15 protein-coding genes are annotated in these 15,884 nt (G+C 41.8%); 13 read left to right on the forward strand and 2 right to left on the reverse strand.

The window, feature by feature from the left end; translation table 11 throughout:
- Positions 1-146 precede the first annotated feature (146 nt).
- From BAU14_RS08070 to BAU14_RS08110, 9 genes are all read left to right on the forward strand, one after another.
- Positions 147-2,762, forward strand: coding sequence for a GH25 family lysozyme (locus tag BAU14_RS08070; protein ID WP_161899576.1), 2,616 nt, complete (start codon positions 147-149; stop codon positions 2,760-2,762).
- 315 nt (positions 2,763-3,077) lie between these two features.
- On the forward strand, positions 3,078-4,553 hold the full coding sequence (gene mltG, locus BAU14_RS08075; protein WP_237580432.1) for an endolytic transglycosylase MltG: 1,476 nt from the start codon (positions 3,078-3,080) through the stop codon (positions 4,551-4,553).
- 261 nt (positions 4,554-4,814) lie between these two features.
- Positions 4,815-5,294, forward strand: coding sequence for a transcription elongation factor GreA (greA, locus tag BAU14_RS08080; protein WP_161899578.1), 480 nt, complete (start codon positions 4,815-4,817; stop codon positions 5,292-5,294).
- A 353-nt stretch (positions 5,295-5,647) separates the two neighbouring features.
- Positions 5,648-6,373: a cell wall-active antibiotics response protein LiaF gene (gene liaF, locus BAU14_RS08085; protein ID WP_161899579.1), complete on the forward strand. Its 726-nt coding sequence runs from the start codon at positions 5,648-5,650 to the stop codon at positions 6,371-6,373.
- A complete protein-coding gene (locus BAU14_RS08090) occupies positions 6,370-7,455 on the forward strand; it encodes a sensor histidine kinase (RefSeq protein ID WP_161899580.1) in 1,086 nt (361 codons plus the stop codon). The genes liaF and BAU14_RS08090 overlap by 4 nt, the downstream gene beginning before the upstream one ends.
- Before the next feature lie 38 nt (positions 7,456-7,493).
- Positions 7,494-8,123, forward strand: a complete 630-nt coding sequence (locus BAU14_RS08095; RefSeq protein ID WP_161899581.1) for a response regulator transcription factor — start codon at positions 7,494-7,496, stop codon at positions 8,121-8,123.
- A gap of 143 nt (positions 8,124-8,266) precedes the next feature.
- Positions 8,267-8,932 carry a potassium channel family protein gene (locus tag BAU14_RS08100; RefSeq protein WP_161899582.1) on the forward strand — a complete coding sequence of 222 codons (666 nt, stop codon included), beginning with the start codon at positions 8,267-8,269 and terminating at the stop codon, positions 8,930-8,932.
- Positions 8,933-8,946: 14 nt separating this feature from the next.
- The gene (locus tag BAU14_RS08105; protein ID WP_161899583.1) at positions 8,947-9,243 is read left to right on the forward strand and encodes a HesB/YadR/YfhF family protein; all 297 of its coding nucleotides are present in this window, start codon (positions 8,947-8,949) and stop codon (positions 9,241-9,243) included.
- A 413-nt stretch (positions 9,244-9,656) separates the two neighbouring features.
- Entirely contained in the window at positions 9,657-10,610 is a 954-nt protein-coding gene (locus BAU14_RS08110) for a glycosyltransferase family 2 protein (protein WP_161899584.1), read from the forward strand.
- Between the two features lie 61 nt (positions 10,611-10,671).
- Here the strand turns inward: BAU14_RS08110 and BAU14_RS08115 are convergent, their stop codons facing one another.
- Positions 10,672-11,619 (reverse strand): phosphoglycerate dehydrogenase, encoded by a 948-nt coding sequence (locus BAU14_RS08115; RefSeq protein ID WP_161899585.1) that lies wholly within the window; start codon positions 11,617-11,619, stop codon positions 10,672-10,674.
- 126 nt (positions 11,620-11,745) lie between these two features.
- Positions 11,746-12,552 carry a DUF1189 domain-containing protein gene (locus tag BAU14_RS08120; RefSeq protein ID WP_161899586.1) on the reverse strand — a complete coding sequence of 269 codons (807 nt, stop codon included), beginning with the start codon at positions 12,550-12,552 and terminating at the stop codon, positions 11,746-11,748.
- 305 nt (positions 12,553-12,857) lie between these two features.
- Between BAU14_RS08120 and BAU14_RS08125 the strand changes: the two genes are divergently transcribed.
- The 4 genes from BAU14_RS08125 to BAU14_RS08140 all read left to right on the forward strand — a co-directional run bounded on the left by BAU14_RS08125 (position 12,858) and on the right by BAU14_RS08140 (position 15,800).
- The gene (locus BAU14_RS08125; RefSeq protein ID WP_161899587.1) at positions 12,858-13,466 is read left to right on the forward strand and encodes a superoxide dismutase; all 609 of its coding nucleotides are present in this window, start codon (positions 12,858-12,860) and stop codon (positions 13,464-13,466) included.
- A gap of 66 nt (positions 13,467-13,532) precedes the next feature.
- A complete protein-coding gene (locus tag BAU14_RS08130; RefSeq protein ID WP_161899588.1) occupies positions 13,533-14,018 on the forward strand; it encodes a GNAT family N-acetyltransferase in 486 nt (161 codons plus the stop codon).
- Between the two features lie 80 nt (positions 14,019-14,098).
- A complete protein-coding gene (locus BAU14_RS08135) occupies positions 14,099-14,299 on the forward strand; it encodes a cold-shock protein (RefSeq protein WP_010753946.1) in 201 nt (66 codons plus the stop codon).
- Positions 14,300-14,588: 289 nt separating this feature from the next.
- Positions 14,589-15,800: an LCP family protein gene (locus BAU14_RS08140; protein ID WP_161899589.1), complete on the forward strand. Its 1,212-nt coding sequence runs from the start codon at positions 14,589-14,591 to the stop codon at positions 15,798-15,800.
- The last annotated feature ends 84 nt before the right edge of the window (positions 15,801-15,884 follow it).

Genomic DNA, 15,884 nt, shown 5'->3' on the forward strand with positions numbered 1-15,884 from the left:
GGTGAAAATTCTCTCTTTTTTATTTCTAAAAGCATATGATTAGAAAATGATCATTATTTATAAAAATATAACAGGAATTATGCTTTTTATAAAATGTCGAAGTTCGGTATAATAAAAGCGAAGATTGAAAAAAGTGAGGTTGAATCATGAAAAAAATCAAGAAAATCATAGTGTTGGTATCAACAGTGATTCTAAGCTCGGTGGGACCGATTACGGGCTTGGCTGAAACAACGGCAAAAACTCAGTCGCCAACGGTAACAGAAGAATTGCCATTAAGCGGCAGTCCTGTCACCAATGATGTGACGAGTACTTCAGCGGTAGAAGACAGCTTTTCATCAGAAGAATCTGAAAAAAAGGTGTCTTCTGAAAACAGCTCAGAAATTTCCGCAAGTGAAAGCTCGTTAACATCTGCTACTGATGTGACGCAAAACTCTTCAGAAAAGAACACTCCCGCTGAAACGGATGAATCAGACAATAGTTTGGCAGATGCAGAACAAACCAACGAGGATCTTTCCCAAGCGGCAGTGGAAAAAGCGATAGCAGAAATGGAAATTTTAAATGATGTTTTTCCATATCTAAAAGATCGTTCTGATCTAGCAGAATCACCCATTGATTCGGACACCCCCAGACCCAAAGCTCGGGCTGCGGCATTGACTGTTGAACCACAGGAACAAATCGCTGCTGCCGCGGCTGCTCGGTTGGAAAATATTTATGCGGATTCTGACAAAGACACACCAACAATGGATTTTGTCGACGTTTCCTCTCATAATGGCGAAATCAGTGTGGATCAATATAAGACGCTAAAAAAATACGGCGTCAAAGCGGTTATCGTTAAGTTGACAGAGTACACGACCTATCGTAATCCCTATGCTAAAAGTCAGATTAATAATGCCAAAGCGGCTGGATTGGTGGTCCACGGATACCATTACAGCTGGTTTACTTCCAAAAGTACCGCTGAAAAGGAAGCCGAATATTTTGCGAAGTATGCCGATGAATTGAAATTGGGCAACAATGCCATCATGTTCAATGATATTGAAGACCCACAACTTTATGCCAAAAATATCAATCATACACAGAACTCGATTTATTTTACAGATGCACTGAAAAAACTGGGCTATAACAACGGTCAGCATTACATTGGTCAATGGTGGGTACGAGCAGGAAAATTGGATCCTGCTAAGTTGGGCTATAATAAATGCTGGATTGCTGAATACCCAATTCCGACTGTAAAAGAACAGCGGAATACTCAGTACGGCGCTTGGCAATGGACCTCCCAAGTGTATATTCCCGGGAAAAACTTTCCTTTTGATATGTCTTCAGATTATAGTAAAACAATCACTTTGCCCTATGGTGAACAGGGACCATACATCAGTTTGGGTAAATATTTCACAATAACTGCCAAAAATAATGCCATCTGGAGTAGTTTTAAATGGGCGCAAAAAGATCGAACCGATAACCATCTTAACAAGACCTATTATGCCAAGGGAATGTATAAACACGTCAATGGGGGCACCTATCTTAGTTTATATGACAACAAAGACAAATGGATTGGTTATGTGAACGCAGCTTTTGGCACCTTAACTGACGGCCCCGGTGGTAAATGGGCAAGCTATAAAAAATATGTCACTTTGAATCAGACAAAGGATCTGTACAGCGACTTTACTTCTAAAATCAAGAATAAAGCGTCATCCTACAAAAACAAGCAATTGTTGGTCACTGGTAAGTATGAGCATTTCAATGGTAAAACCTATTATTCAGTGTACACAGCCGATAGCAAGACTTGGCTGGGATACGTCGAAAAGAGTGGTGTCACTCTAGCTGGTGATCAAGGCCCGTATCTTGCGCTTGGAAAATACTTTACGATAACTGGGAAAAATCATACAATTTGGTCAAATTTCAATTGGACAAAGCGCAGTGATGCAAAGAGCCACCTTGGAAAAACTTACTTGGCAAAAGGACAATACAAGCACTTAAATGGCAGTACCTATCTGACCTTGTACGATAATCAGGATAAGTGGGTAGGTTATATCAATGTTTCTGGTGGGAAGTTGACGACTAGTGCTGGAGGAAGTTGGAGTAGCTATAAAAAGTATCTGACTGTCACTGGTAGTAAGCATTTGTATGCCGGCGATTTTACTAAAACTATCAAAAACAAAGGCTCAGTATATAAGGGAAAGACATTGTTAGCCACCGGCAAGTATGAACACTTTAATGGTAAAACTTATTACTCTGTCTATGAGAACAACACCTGGTTAGGCTATGTGGAAGAAGCTGGTGTCAAAGTTGCTGGCGACCAAGGCCCCTATGTAAAACTGGGAAAATATTTTACCATTACGGGGAAGAATCATAAGATTTGGAGTAATTTTGATTGGAAACTACGAAAAAATGCCTCTGAGTTATTGGGAAAAACTTACTTGGCAAAAGGACAATACAAGCACTTAAATGGCAGTACGTATCTGACACTTTATGACAACAAAGGGAAATGGGTTGGCTACATCAATGCCAATGGTGGAAAACAAGGGACGAATCCCGGTGGTGCCTGGAGTAGTTATAAAATAACGGTTACTTTAAATGGAACCAAAAATCTGTACGGCGGTGACTTCACCAAAACAGTCAAAAACAAAGCCTCGGCTTTCAAAAATCAAAAGCTCTCAGTCACTGGTAAATACGAACATTATAACGGTAAAACCTACTATTCTGTATACAACAGCAAAAAACAATGGCTCGGATATATTGAAAGCAGTGGTGTCAAAAAAGTCTGATTCGAATCAATAAAGTAGCTGGAAAAAAAGCGGGCATCACCTCTATCAATGGTATAAAAAAAGCAGAAGCTCTTTGGAACGTTTTGGTAGCCTTAATTGGTATCTAGCAAAACTTCTGGATAAAAAGTGTTGTACTGAAAGAAACCAAAGGACAGTCCCGTATTTTGCCATAACAAGCAAGAAATTGTGGCGATGCGCTACGTGGAATGCAATGACTGGGCTTGCATCATTTTACAATTACAAATCATTCTTTTACTCCTCCTGACTTTCGTGTATAATGGTACAAGCCAGTATACGAAGTTAGGAGGAGTTGTTTTGTCTAAACAACATCCGGAAGAGGAATCCTTCAAGGATAAAATTCTGAATTCCCTCAATAATACCGGGGAAACAGCGGGAGTTTCACCCGATAAAAAAACCGAATCATCAGCTTCTCAGAAACGAATGCAAGGCCCTCAAGAGGCTGTGGGCTCCCGTCGCAGTCAGACTAGTGGTAAGAAAACCAAGCCAGCCGATGACAAAAAGGCGACTGACAGTAAAGTTAAAAATAGGGCAGCTAAAAAGGACAGTCCCGCTGTGAAACAAACTGCTGGGCCGAAAAAGGGCGCAAGCAGCTCTAAAAAAGCGAATGCCCCAGTTAAAAAAGAACTTTCAGGAAAGAAGCAGGAAGAATATTTGCGAAAATCTTCGAGAGATAAAGAAAATCGTGTAGTGAACAAAATTGTGACCATCGTTGTTATTACCTTGCTGTTTGTTGGCGGTATCCTAGGATTTTCAGTCTATCGCTATATTTCTGCAGGATTGAAGCCGCTGAATTCTGCTAAAACAGAGAAAGTCACTGTGGAGATTCCTCGAGGCTCCTCAAATAAGGCGATTGGTGAGATTTTAGAGAATGAGAAGATCATCAAAAGTGGTATGGTATTTAACTATTACACGAAGTTTAATAATTTGACCGGTTTTCAAGCGGGTAAATACAGTTTTTCTCCTAATATGACATTGGATGAAATCAGCAAAGAACTGATGGGGGGGACCGGTACCGGAACAGCTGACCTGAAGTTGACCATACCTGAGGGCTACACTATCGATCAGATTGGGGATGCGGTAGAGAAAAACCTGAAGCTCAAGAAGCAGGATTTCATTGATTTGATGAAAGATGAAGACTTCTTTAATGAGCTGCATAAAAAATATCCGGAATTGCTGGACTCTGCTGCGAAGGCTGAAGGGGTTCGTTATCGTTTGGAGGGCTATTTGTTCCCAGCTACCTATGATTATTACAATGGGACCAATCTGAAAGACTTTGTTACCCAGATGGTGGAAAAAACCAACAGTGTAATGAGTCAGTATTATCAAACCATCAAGGACAAGCAATTAAATGTTCAAGAAGTATTGACGTTGGCTTCCTTGGTGGAAAAAGAAGGAAATAACGAAAACGATCGCCGCAAGATCGCACAAGTTTTCTTCAATCGTCTGGCCAGCGACATGCCGTTGCAGTCAGATATCTCAATCTTGTATGCTTTGGGTGAGCACAAGGAATTAGTGACAATTGCTGATACTCAGGTTGATTCTCCTTATAACCTTTATGTGAATCACGGATACGGACCAGGGCCATTTGATAATCCAAGTGAGCAATCGATTAAAGCGGTATTGAATCCACAGCAAAATGATTACTATTATTTTGTCGCTGATATTAAGACAGGACAGGTTTACTATGCCCGTACCTTTGAAGAACACAACGCGTTGGTAGAGCAATACGTCAACAATACCAACTCGGAAGATAGCGAAGCTAATCAATAAAAGTATTGAAAGAGATTTACATTTTGAACAAAGCATGGTAATCTTTTCAGTGTTATTCCCCGATAGAGCTAGAAAACACTTTCATTTGCTGATATACTCAGCATCTGGCGGTGATGAACCGTTCGGGGAACACGGAAAGATTGCCTTTTGTTATACTATCGAAAGAAACAGAGGAGCGGACGATAGGCGCCGAACTCTTGAAAATCAGAGTCCGTCCCTCAAGTTCAGCTCACTGATAATTGTTGAAGGAGATATGAGATTATGGTAGAAAAAGTTTATCCCATGACAGCTGAAGGAAAAGAAAAGCTAGAGCAGGAATTGGAAGAATTAAAGACCGTCAAACGTGGCGAAATTATTGAACGGATTAAAATTGCCCGCGGGTTTGGCGATCTATCTGAAAACTCGGAATATGAATCTGCTAAAGATGAACAAGCTTTTGTTGAAGGGCGAATCACAACTTTGGAAAACATGATTCGTTTCGCACAGATTATTGATAATGATGGTGTTGATTCTGATGAAGTGTCCATTGGTAAGACAGTAACCTTCATTGAATTACCAGATGGCGATGAAGAAAAATATACGATTGTAGGCAGTGCTGAGTCTGATCCGTTTTCCGGTAAAATCTCAAATGATTCACCCATCGCACAAGCGCTAATCGGTAAAGTTGTGGGAGACCAAGTAGCAATCGCGACTCCTGGCGGCGATATGCAAGTGAAAATCACAAAAGTTGAACAAAACTAATTCGGAAATTTCGAGGGGTTTTGAATCAGTAAATCAAAAATAGTATCCGAACGACATATGCTGTGAGCGGATTGTTTTTCTCAAGGGCTAAAGGATGAGCCTACATAGAAAAATCGCTTTTTTCTTCAGCTAAGGCGTTCGGATATTTCGTTGTTTTCTCACACCTTTCTGACACACCTGCTAAACGAGTAAGCAGATGCTTATTAAAATCTTGCAGAACTCATGCTTAAGACGGATACGTTTTGGAATCTTTCAGGGTATGATAGTCTTAGGAAATTGTGATGCGTCGTTCAAAATCGCTATTGTGAGGACGGCTTCATCGTTTTATTATCAATCCAATGGAGGTGGCCTTTATGAAAAGTCCGTGGCGCTTCTTCTTTATCGTAGAGGCTTTATTACTGTTGTTTGCTGTCTGGCAGATTATCAGTAGTCCGCAGCTTTTGATCTTATTGATCTGCGGTGTGTTATGTATTTCTTTTGGCTTAAAACGCAGCCGAAAAAAAAGCAGTTTTTGGTATGTAGTCGGTGGAGTCTGCATCTTTATCAGCTTGGTATCCAGTCCGGCACTATGGTTGATGCTTGCGTTTGGTATCTTATTTGTCGGTCTGAAAGGTGTGGAGGTTTCTGGAATCGATCCTTCACAAAATGCTTTTTGGAAGAAAAAACAAATGGTGATGGTAGACGGTGAAAAACCGACCACTCATTCTGGGACGAAAGTGAAGCAACCCTTGTTTGGTAACGAACGCATCGGAAATCAAGTTTATGAATGGGACGATATCAACTTGAATATGATTTCCGGCGACACCATTATTGACTTAGGCAATACGATTTTACCGAAACGAGACAACGTAGTGATTGTTCGTAAAGGATTCGGACGAACGAGAATCTTGGTGCCACTTGGTGTTGGAATTGTAGTGGAACATGCTACTTTTGCTGGTGATCTGGTTTTTGAAGGTGAGCGGACAACGCTTCGCAATGAGGCCCTTAAAGTATACAGTGATGATTATGATGACAATCAGCGACGGATCAAATTGATCACCAATACCTTGTTTGGAGATGTCGAGGTGATCCGAGTATGATCGCGAAGGTCTCGAAGGGAATGGTTGCTTTTTATGTAGGAATTACGGCTTTTTTGGCGATGATCCTTGTACTGTTTTCCTTTTTACATGCCAATAATATCCATCGCTGGTGGCAAGTATTGTTTGAAAGTCAAATTTTCTTTATTCCTATGATTATCTACATCATGGTGATTTCTGTCGGGTTGGGTTTATTGGCCTATTTTCTGATTTCAGTTTTCCGGAAAAGTCTTTATGGAGAGATTGAAGAAAAGCTCCGCATTATGGCAGCTGGTAATTATGAAAACCCGTTAGTGACTGAAGCCATACCCCATTCGAAAGAAAATCATTACATTGCTGCAATTGACAAGGATATTCAGGAGATTGCCAAAAAAATGCAGGAAATTTCTGCTGAATTGCAGCAGCTGAACAGCCGACCACAATTGGTGGCAGGACAAACCAAAGAAGAAATACTGGAAATCGAGCGGCATCGTCTTGCCCGGGAACTTCACGATTCGGTTTCGCAACAATTGTTTGCAGCTATGATGATGCTATCGGCAATCAACGAGAAAGCCAAAAAAGACCACATACCAGAAGCGCAGCAAAAACAATTGGAGATGGTCACAGATATCATCAATGCTTCTCAATCGGAAATGCGGGCGTTGCTCTTGCACTTGCGACCAATAAGTTTGGAAGGAAAAAGCTTACGTCAAGGGATCGAGCAATTATTAAAAGAACTTCAATCCAAAATTAAGATTGATCTTAAATGGGATGTTGAAGATGTCTCTTTGCCTACAGGAATTGAAGACCAGCTCTTTCGTGTCGTACAGGAGCTGTTGTCTAATACATTGCGGCATGCCAAAGCACAAGAATTGGAGGTCTATCTCCATAAGATTGAGCAAAATGTTTTGCTGCGAATCATTGATGATGGCGTCGGCTTTGATACTTCACAGCAAAAGGCCGGCAGCTACGGCTTGATGAATATCCGAGAACGAATCGCAGGTATCGGTGGTACGGTCAAGATTATCAGCTTTAAAGGTCAGGGAACCAGTATTGAAATCAAAGTACCATTGGTAAGCTTGACCAGTGAAAACAGTAAAGATTGAGTCGGCGTGAGCCGCATTGAAAGAGGAGGGGGTTCACGATGATTCGTGTATTGCTTGTTGATGACCATGAGATGGTCAGGTTGGGAGTGTCGTCTTATCTCTCCATTCAGGATGATATCGAGGTTGTTGGAGAAGCTGAAAATGGTCGAATCGGCTATGAGAAGGCATTGGCTTTACGTCCGGACGTGATTTTGATGGATTTGGTAATGGAAGAGATGGACGGCATCGAATCAACCAAGCTGATTTTGCGAGATTGGCCAGAAGCTAAGATTTTAATTGTGACTAGCTTTATTGACGATGAAAAAGTCTATCCGGCAATTGAGGCAGGGGCTGCCGGCTATCTTTTGAAAACTTCTACTGCCCACGAAATTGCAGATGCGATTCGCGCGACACAACGAGGAGAACGGGTATTAGAACCGGAAGTGACCTCCAAAATGATGGACAAGATGACGGGGCGTTACCAGATTTTGCATGATGATCTCACCAATCGTGAGTTGGAGATTTTGATGTTAATCGCACAAGGCAAGAGCAACCAAGAAATCGCAGACGAATTGTTTATCACTTTGAAGACAGTCAAAACCCATGTTTCCAATATCTTATCCAAGTTGGAAGTCGAAGATCGGACCCAAGCAGCAATCTATGCCTTTAAACATGGCATGATAAAATAGTAAAAAGACCTCGTCATTAGTTTTTTGACGAGGTCTTTGTTATACTAAAGCAGACAGAGAGCAGCGTTTTAAACGCATGTTGAGAATAAGCGGTCCCTATAAGAGAATCCGCTATTTTGACAAGAAACCAAAAGGAGTTCACTATGAAACAAAACTATGCAATCATCGGTTTGGGACGTTTTGGAGGTAGTATTTGTCGTACCCTCATCGAGTCTGGTCAGGAGGTTTTGGCCATTGACAGCAACGAAGACCGGGTCAATGAATACATGAATATCGCTACACACGCAGTGGTGGGCAACGCGCAAGATGAGATGACGTTAAAGTCGTTGGGAATCAGAAATTTCGATCACGTAATCGTTGCAATTGGTGAAGATATTCAGGCATCTATTCTGGTGACATTAATGGTCAAAGAAATGGGCGTGCCCAACGTCTTGGCAAAAGCGCAAAACGAATACCATGCGCGAGTACTAGAAAAAATCGGTGCAGATCGGGTGGTCCATCCGGAGCGGGACATGGGTATTCGAATCGCTCATAATCTGGTCTCTAAGAATATTTTGGATTATGTCGAACTGTCAGATGACTATTCGTTGGCGGAGATCCGGGTCTCCAATCCTAAGTTTTTCAACAAAACACTGCTGGAATTAAATTTTAGACAACGGTTCGGATTGACTGTTGTGGGGATTCGCCGCGTAAACGGGAAAGTCGTCGTATCTCCGACAGCTGATGAGATTGTTCAACAAAACGACAATCTGCTAGTAATTGGTGAAACTGATGATGTGGATGTTTTAGATAATAAAATGAATGATTAGGGAGTGTGTGATAAATGAAAATAACTATCAAACCAGAAGCGTTGGCTTGGTTCAAAAGTGAGTTGGAGATTCCTAAAGGGCAAGGTGTGCGATTCTTCGGGAAAGTATATGGAAAAACGGATGTTCATGACGGATTTTCTATTGGCATGAACGTGGATACTCCGGAAAAACCCATTGCAGAGACGACGGAAGAGGGAATTTTATTTTTTGCAGATGAAGCGGACGAATGGTTCTTTAAAGGCTATGATCTAATTGTGGCTTATGACGAGAAGCTGAATGAGCCAAAATATGAGTTTTCCGAAGCAAAATAACTGAAGCACTGCAGCCTATTTTCTTGCTGATATAATAGAGGCTGTCATAGCAATAACGTGAAAACCAGCAACTTTGGCAAAACAATTTCAATCGATGGAAATAATTGGTAAAAAGAGAGAACAGCGGCGGCCGTACTTTGCGGTGGTCGCTTTTTTTAGGAGACAGTAGGTAACAAGTAGGTGTAACTTGCTAACAGAGCTTAATACAAGCGAATAATTATAAATAGAGTGATCCATCCAGTGGAAAGCAAATTCCAGACAAAAGCCAGTTCTTTGCGGTGCAAAGTTCAAAGATGGCTCAGCCAACTTTTCAACGGGAATTTAGTAGTCACCACAGAGAACTGTGTTGCGCTGTAGGGTCCGTACGTTTTGACCTGTGTTATAATTAAAATATCAGAGGATGGTGTGAGTTTATGTTATCGATTATCGTACCTTGCTACAACGAAGAGGCTACGCTGCCCTTATTTGTTGCTGCTGTTGAGCAAGTCAATGAGACGATGCAAGAGCCGTTGGAATACATTTTTATCAACGATGGATCAACGGATAAGACCTTGACGGTGATTAAGTCACTGTATCAGAAGTATCCTGAGAAAGTCCGCTTTTTGTCCTTTTCTCGAAATTTTGGCAAGGAGGCGGCTCTTTACGCTGGATTGAAGTCGGCACAAGGGGAGCTTGTGACGGTGATGGATGCCGATTTGCAGGATCCACCAGAGCTCTTGCCGGACATGGTTCACCTAATTCGTCAAGGAGAATACGACTGTATTGGGACGCGTCGAACAGATCGTGAAGGAGAGCCCAAAATCCGCAGCTTTTTTGCAAAGACTTTTTACCGTTTGGTGAATCGCATTGGACAGACGGAGATGGTTGATGGCGCTCGTGATTTTCGGATGATGACACGCCAAATGGTCGATGCCGTTTTGGAACTGACAGAGTACAATCGCTTTTCAAAAGGTATTTTTAGTTGGGTAGGCTTTAAGACGAAATACCTTTCCTATGAAAATCGGGAGCGGGCAGCGGGAGAAACATCTTGGTCTTTTTGGAGTCTTTTTAAATACTCGATTGATGGTATCGTTAATTTTTCGGAGGCACCGTTGAATATAGCCTCAATTATCGGTGGGATTGCTTGTGTCGGATCCGTTGTTGCGTTACTCTTCATTGTTATTCGTGCATTACTCTTTGGCGATCCCACTGCCGGTTGGCCATCGCTAGTTTCGATTCTGCTTTTTGTCAGCGGGATGCAATTGTTATGTATCGGTATCATTGGGAAATACATCGGAAAAATCTTTTTGGAGACCAAACGCCGTCCCATCTATCTAATAAAAGAAACTGAAAAAGACATAGAAGAAAGAAAAACAATCCAAAATTAAAAAAACGTCACCGGCTTTCATGAGCATCAGAAAGCCGGTGACGTTTTTTATTGTAAATAAATCAATACCCCTCAGTAAGTGAGACTTGGTTTTGAGCCAATTCACCAGTCGCTACAAAACAGGAAAGATTATTCAAAAAGATCTCCAGAAAGGCTTTTTGAAAATGTGGGGTCATGCCGGAAATATGTGGCGTGATAATGCAGTTTTCCAACTGCCACAATGGGTGACCCTGAGGTAGTGGCTCTTCTTCAAAGACATCCAAAAGAGCTTGTTGGATCTGCCCATTTTTCAGCGCAGCTACCAAAGCCGAAGTATCGACACTGGCGCCACGACCAACATTGATAAAGGTCCCGGTAGGATTCATGGTTTCAAAAAAGTCGCTATTATAAAGATGTGTGGTTTCGGGTGTCAATGGTAGGATGTTAATTACAAAATCAGCTTTTTGGCTCACTTCTTCTAGCTGATCTAAGCTGTAAGTCTTTGAAAAGTCGGCGACAGGGTGACCGGAAGTATTAATTCCAACCGGAGCTGCGCCAAGTGCTTGCAATAACTCAGCCAATTTTTGACCGATATGTCCAGTTCCTACTATTAAAATTTCTTGTTCGGTCAGGTAACGAAAGTGAATATCTTGGGCAGACCAACGTTCTAGCGATTGATTTTTTATTGTTTGCGTGAAGCCGCGAGTGGTCATCAAAATCGCTGCCAGCACATGTTCAGCAATCGCTTGTGCATGGATGCCACTGGAGTTTGACAAAAGGATATTTTTTTCACGAAATTTAGCCAGGGGCAGTGTGTCTACGCCGGCTGAAATGGATTGAACCCATTTTAGAGTGCTGTCTGCGGAAAGCAAGTGTTCTTCCCATTCTTTGGACCAGCCAATCGTAAGTGTTACTGATGACCAGTCCAACTTTTCAGTTGTTGTTGTAAAGTGGTATTCGGGTGCTTTTTTTGCTATTTCAGCAAGCCACTCTTCTTTAAACTCACGGCTGGAAAGGATGATCTTTGACATGTCCTTCACTCCTTTTTCTGTTTGCCAGTCAAAAGGTATCTAACTGACGTCACTGTCAGTGTAGCAGAAGCTGAAAAAAAAGACATTTTCTCCGCTTGGGAGTAAAATGTCTTTTCTTGTCGACGATTAAACTTGAGATTGACGCCGAGGCAGTCCCTTACTGGCTTGACTGTAGATGAATAAGGTGGCCAAGATAATGAACAGAGAGGTGTCAAAGTCTAATGTGAAGACACCGATTAAAGCAGAGAGGATCACTGGCAAGGTTCCACAAAAAATCAAAATCTTCAGGTTTTCAAAGAAAGTGACTTGAATCCCCTTGAGAGCCGCCATCAGTGAAGCACCAATACAGGCAATCAAAATCGTCATCACTAGATTGATAAATGAAGGGTAGACAGAGACGAGTAAAGTGATCAAAATCATCCACCAAGGAACACTGTTTTCAGCGAGATAGGTGCGAATATGGGCCCCATCAAGGCTGTTGAGTCCTTGGTCGTAGGGAATCTCTAATAAGTTGCTGCCTAAAATTTGATTGGTCAGTCCCGAAGAAGGAAGTGCCACGACAAGTTCATCTGGCAACAAGCCAACACTTAAAAAGTTCCCCATCATATCTCCGGAAATATCAGTAGTGCTGCGTTTTCCCTCTGGATCAAAAGTAAAAATGATGGAGTTCGTCTGGTAAATAAAGCCTTCTGTTTTTTCTGTAGGGGTCAGTACCCCATTTTGGATCGTAAAATCCGGGATTTTCTGAGCGATTTTTTGTCCATCTGCCCGGACATCATTGAAAACTTGCAAGACGTTTGTTGTTATGGGAATAGCCAAAAACAGGCTTAATGCCAACAAGTATAAGACGACTTTGCCAAAACCCAGCAAGCGGGCATTTTTCAAATCTTTAAAACGATAAAAGGACGCAAGAAATAATTCACGAACTGTCATGATGAAAACTCCTTTAAAAACGATTGTTGCTAACGATAACCGTCGGCGATATGTACAATTCTAGCGGAGAATCATGGGAAACACAAGGACATCCTCGGGCCCTGGCAAAACAGAGGGACACATTTTTTGCAGAAGCGATTATTAATGGGAGAAAAAATATTACTTGGATTTTCAGCAAAGAAAGTGGAAGCTGCTTATTTTGGTCAAGCCGCCACCAGGCTAGGCATATCTTTTGAACAACTGCGGTTTATTTGATAGTGTTTACATGTGCTATTGATTAATTACAAATAACGGAGGGACCCATTATGACTTACACTTTACCAGATCTGCCTTACGCTTATGATGCATTGGAACCATACATCGATGTGGAAACGATGCACCTGCATCACGACAAACATCACAACACTTACGTTACAAATTTGAATGCGGCCATTGAAAAACATCCTGAATTAGGTGAAAAGTCTGTTGAAGAATTAATTGCCGATATGGCAGGGATTCCCGAAGACATTCGGACAGCTGTTCGCAACAATGGTGGCGGACATGCCAACCACAGCTTTTTCTGGGAAATCATGGCACCGAATGCCGGTGGTGAACCGACGGGTGCAGTGAAGGCTGCTATCGATGACGCATTTGGTAGCTTTGACGAAATGAAAGAAGCTTTTAAAGCTGCAGCAGCCGGCCGTTTCGGTTCTGGTTGGGCTTGGGTGATCGTGGATGACGGCAAATTGGCAATCACATCGACACCAAATCAAGATTCTCCTTTGATGGATGGGAAAACACCAATCTTAGGTCTAGATGTTTGGGAACATGCCTACTATTTGAAATATAAAAATGTTCGTCCGGATTATATTGCAGCATTCTGGAATGTTGTGAATTGGGACAAAGTCAACGAACATTTTGAAAATGCAAAATAAGTAGTTTACAATAAGGTGGAGAAGAACGTTTGTTTTTCTTCATCTTTTTTTGTGGAGTGGATAACTATGTTAAAAAAGGTAGCGGTAAAAAATCAGGCCGAAGTCGAAGCCCTGTTTCCGGTAATTGAAGAAATCTGGCGGGAAGTATTTACGCCTATGATTGGCAAGGCGCAAGTGGACTATATGATGGAACACTATCAGTCAGTACCAGTCATTTTGGCAGAAATTAGGGAAGGTGCCCATTATTTTGCTCTTCGTGCAGCAAATGAAACGGTAGGCTACACAGCTTATGAGCTGAAAGATGACGAAATTTTGTTCATTAGTAAGCTTTATATACGTCAGGATTATCGTGGAAAAGGCTATATGCGAGACATTTTCGATTGGTACGAAAAATTAGCGAACTCCTTAGGTTGCAAGCAGCAATTGAAGGTCAATCAAGACAATCAGCGGGCAATAGATATCTACCAACATCGGGGATTCTCAGTCATGAGAGAACAGATTGTTGCTATCGGATCAGGCTTCGTTATGAAGGATTACATTTTGGAAAAATGATTTGTCATCGCTTCCAAGATTCGCTATAATTGACTTACCGGTGAAAATCGGTCACTAATTTTTTGGAGGCTACACAAAACATGGAACACGGAAAAGTGAAATGGTTTAACAACGAAAAAGGGTTTGGTTTCATTACGACTGACGGTGGCGACGATGTATTCGTACACTTCTCAGCAATCCAAGGAGACGGCTTCAAATCCCTTGAAGAAGGTCAAGACGTTGAATTCACGATTGTTGAAGGCGAACGGGGACCACAAGCTGCTGAAGTGACTAAATTATAATCACTGCAGTTGTCAGTACCGACAAGCCAGCGAAGAGGAGACCGCGTGTCGCCTCTTTTTTTGTTCTAAAATCAAAATCCTTTACTTAAAAAGCAACAGGTTAGATGAGGCCCATCAAAGGAATTTTTATACAAAATTTGATTTCAGATGTTTCGTAGTGTTTCAAAGGTGTTGCAAAACTGTTAAAGTTGTGTGATAAACATTTTCTGCCGTTGCTGATTGTCGGGGGTTGTGGCAGAATTTATACGTTATACTGAAAAAAATCACAAAGTTAAAGATGAGGTGTCCTATGCGTACATGGCAAAAAGTCATCGTCGGCATCGTGGGTGTGATCACAGTCATGGTGGCAGCAGCAACTACTTATGGCTTGAAAGTATACTTCGATGCCAATTCCGCCTTCGATAATATCGTTGAAAAGATCGATCGGAAGACGACAAAACGGGAAACAGTCGTAAATATCGACAATCAAGAACCCTTCTCGGTTTTACTGCTGGGGGTTGATACCGGCGCATTGGGACGGACTGAGCAAGGACGCTCAGATACGATGATGGTGGTAACTGTCAATCCCCAAAAGAAAAAGTCGACGATTGTTAGTTTGGACCGGGATATTTATACAAAAATCATTGGTCATGACACGATGGACAAATTGAATCATGCCTATGCCTTTGGTGGTGTAGAGATGGCTATGGATTCAGTGGAAAACCTGCTGGATATTCCAATCGATCATTATGTAACAATCAATATGCAGGGGATGAGTGACCTGATTGATGCCGTTGGTGGTATCGACGTGCACAACCAGTATCACTTTGAGCTGGACGGTGTTGAATTACAAGCAGATACGGACTATCACTTGGATGGAACGATGGGCTTGTCTTATGCTCGTTACCGTAAGTATGATCCAGATACCGGTATGGGAGATCCTGAAGGGGATATCGGACGTCAGAAACGACAACGAGAAGTTATCGAAAAGATTGTGCAAAAAGTTCTTTCTTTAGACAGTGTTACCAATTATCAAAAGATTTTGAATGCGGTAGAAAAGAATACCAAGACCGATTTGACCTGGGATGACATGCTGGATATCGCCAATCACTATCATCCTGCCCTCAGCTCAATCGATCCGTTGCAATTGCAAGGTGAAGGCGAACTTTATAATGGTATTTACTACCAATTTTTAAGCGCAGCGAGCCTTTTGGAAACACAAAATACGCTGAAAGAACAACTGGGCATCGCTACCAGTGAAACACTGCCGCAACAAGATCAATACACAGAAGGTTATGCGGATTATCGTTTTTACAATGATTCAGATGGAACCATGGATGCCGGCGTGCACGATTACAATGAAACGATACAGGCCAATGGCACCGGCGAAGATCAAACGAACGATGGGTATCAAGAAGCTTATGATGAGACCTACGAAGAAAATTACGACGGTACCGATAATCAGTACGATTCTAATCAAGAGTACGATTCTGGCTACCAAGAACCCGCAACCGAATATTAGTCAGACTATCGAAAAAGGACGGTGCTCTCTCAAGGATTTTGATATAGAGAGAGTACACGTTCTTTTTTATTGCCTTAAAAACTT

Origin of the sequence: Candidatus Enterococcus leclercqii, assembly GCF_009933135.1 — a bacterium.
GTDB lineage: Bacteria > Bacillota > Bacilli > Lactobacillales > Enterococcaceae > Enterococcus_C > Enterococcus_C leclercqii.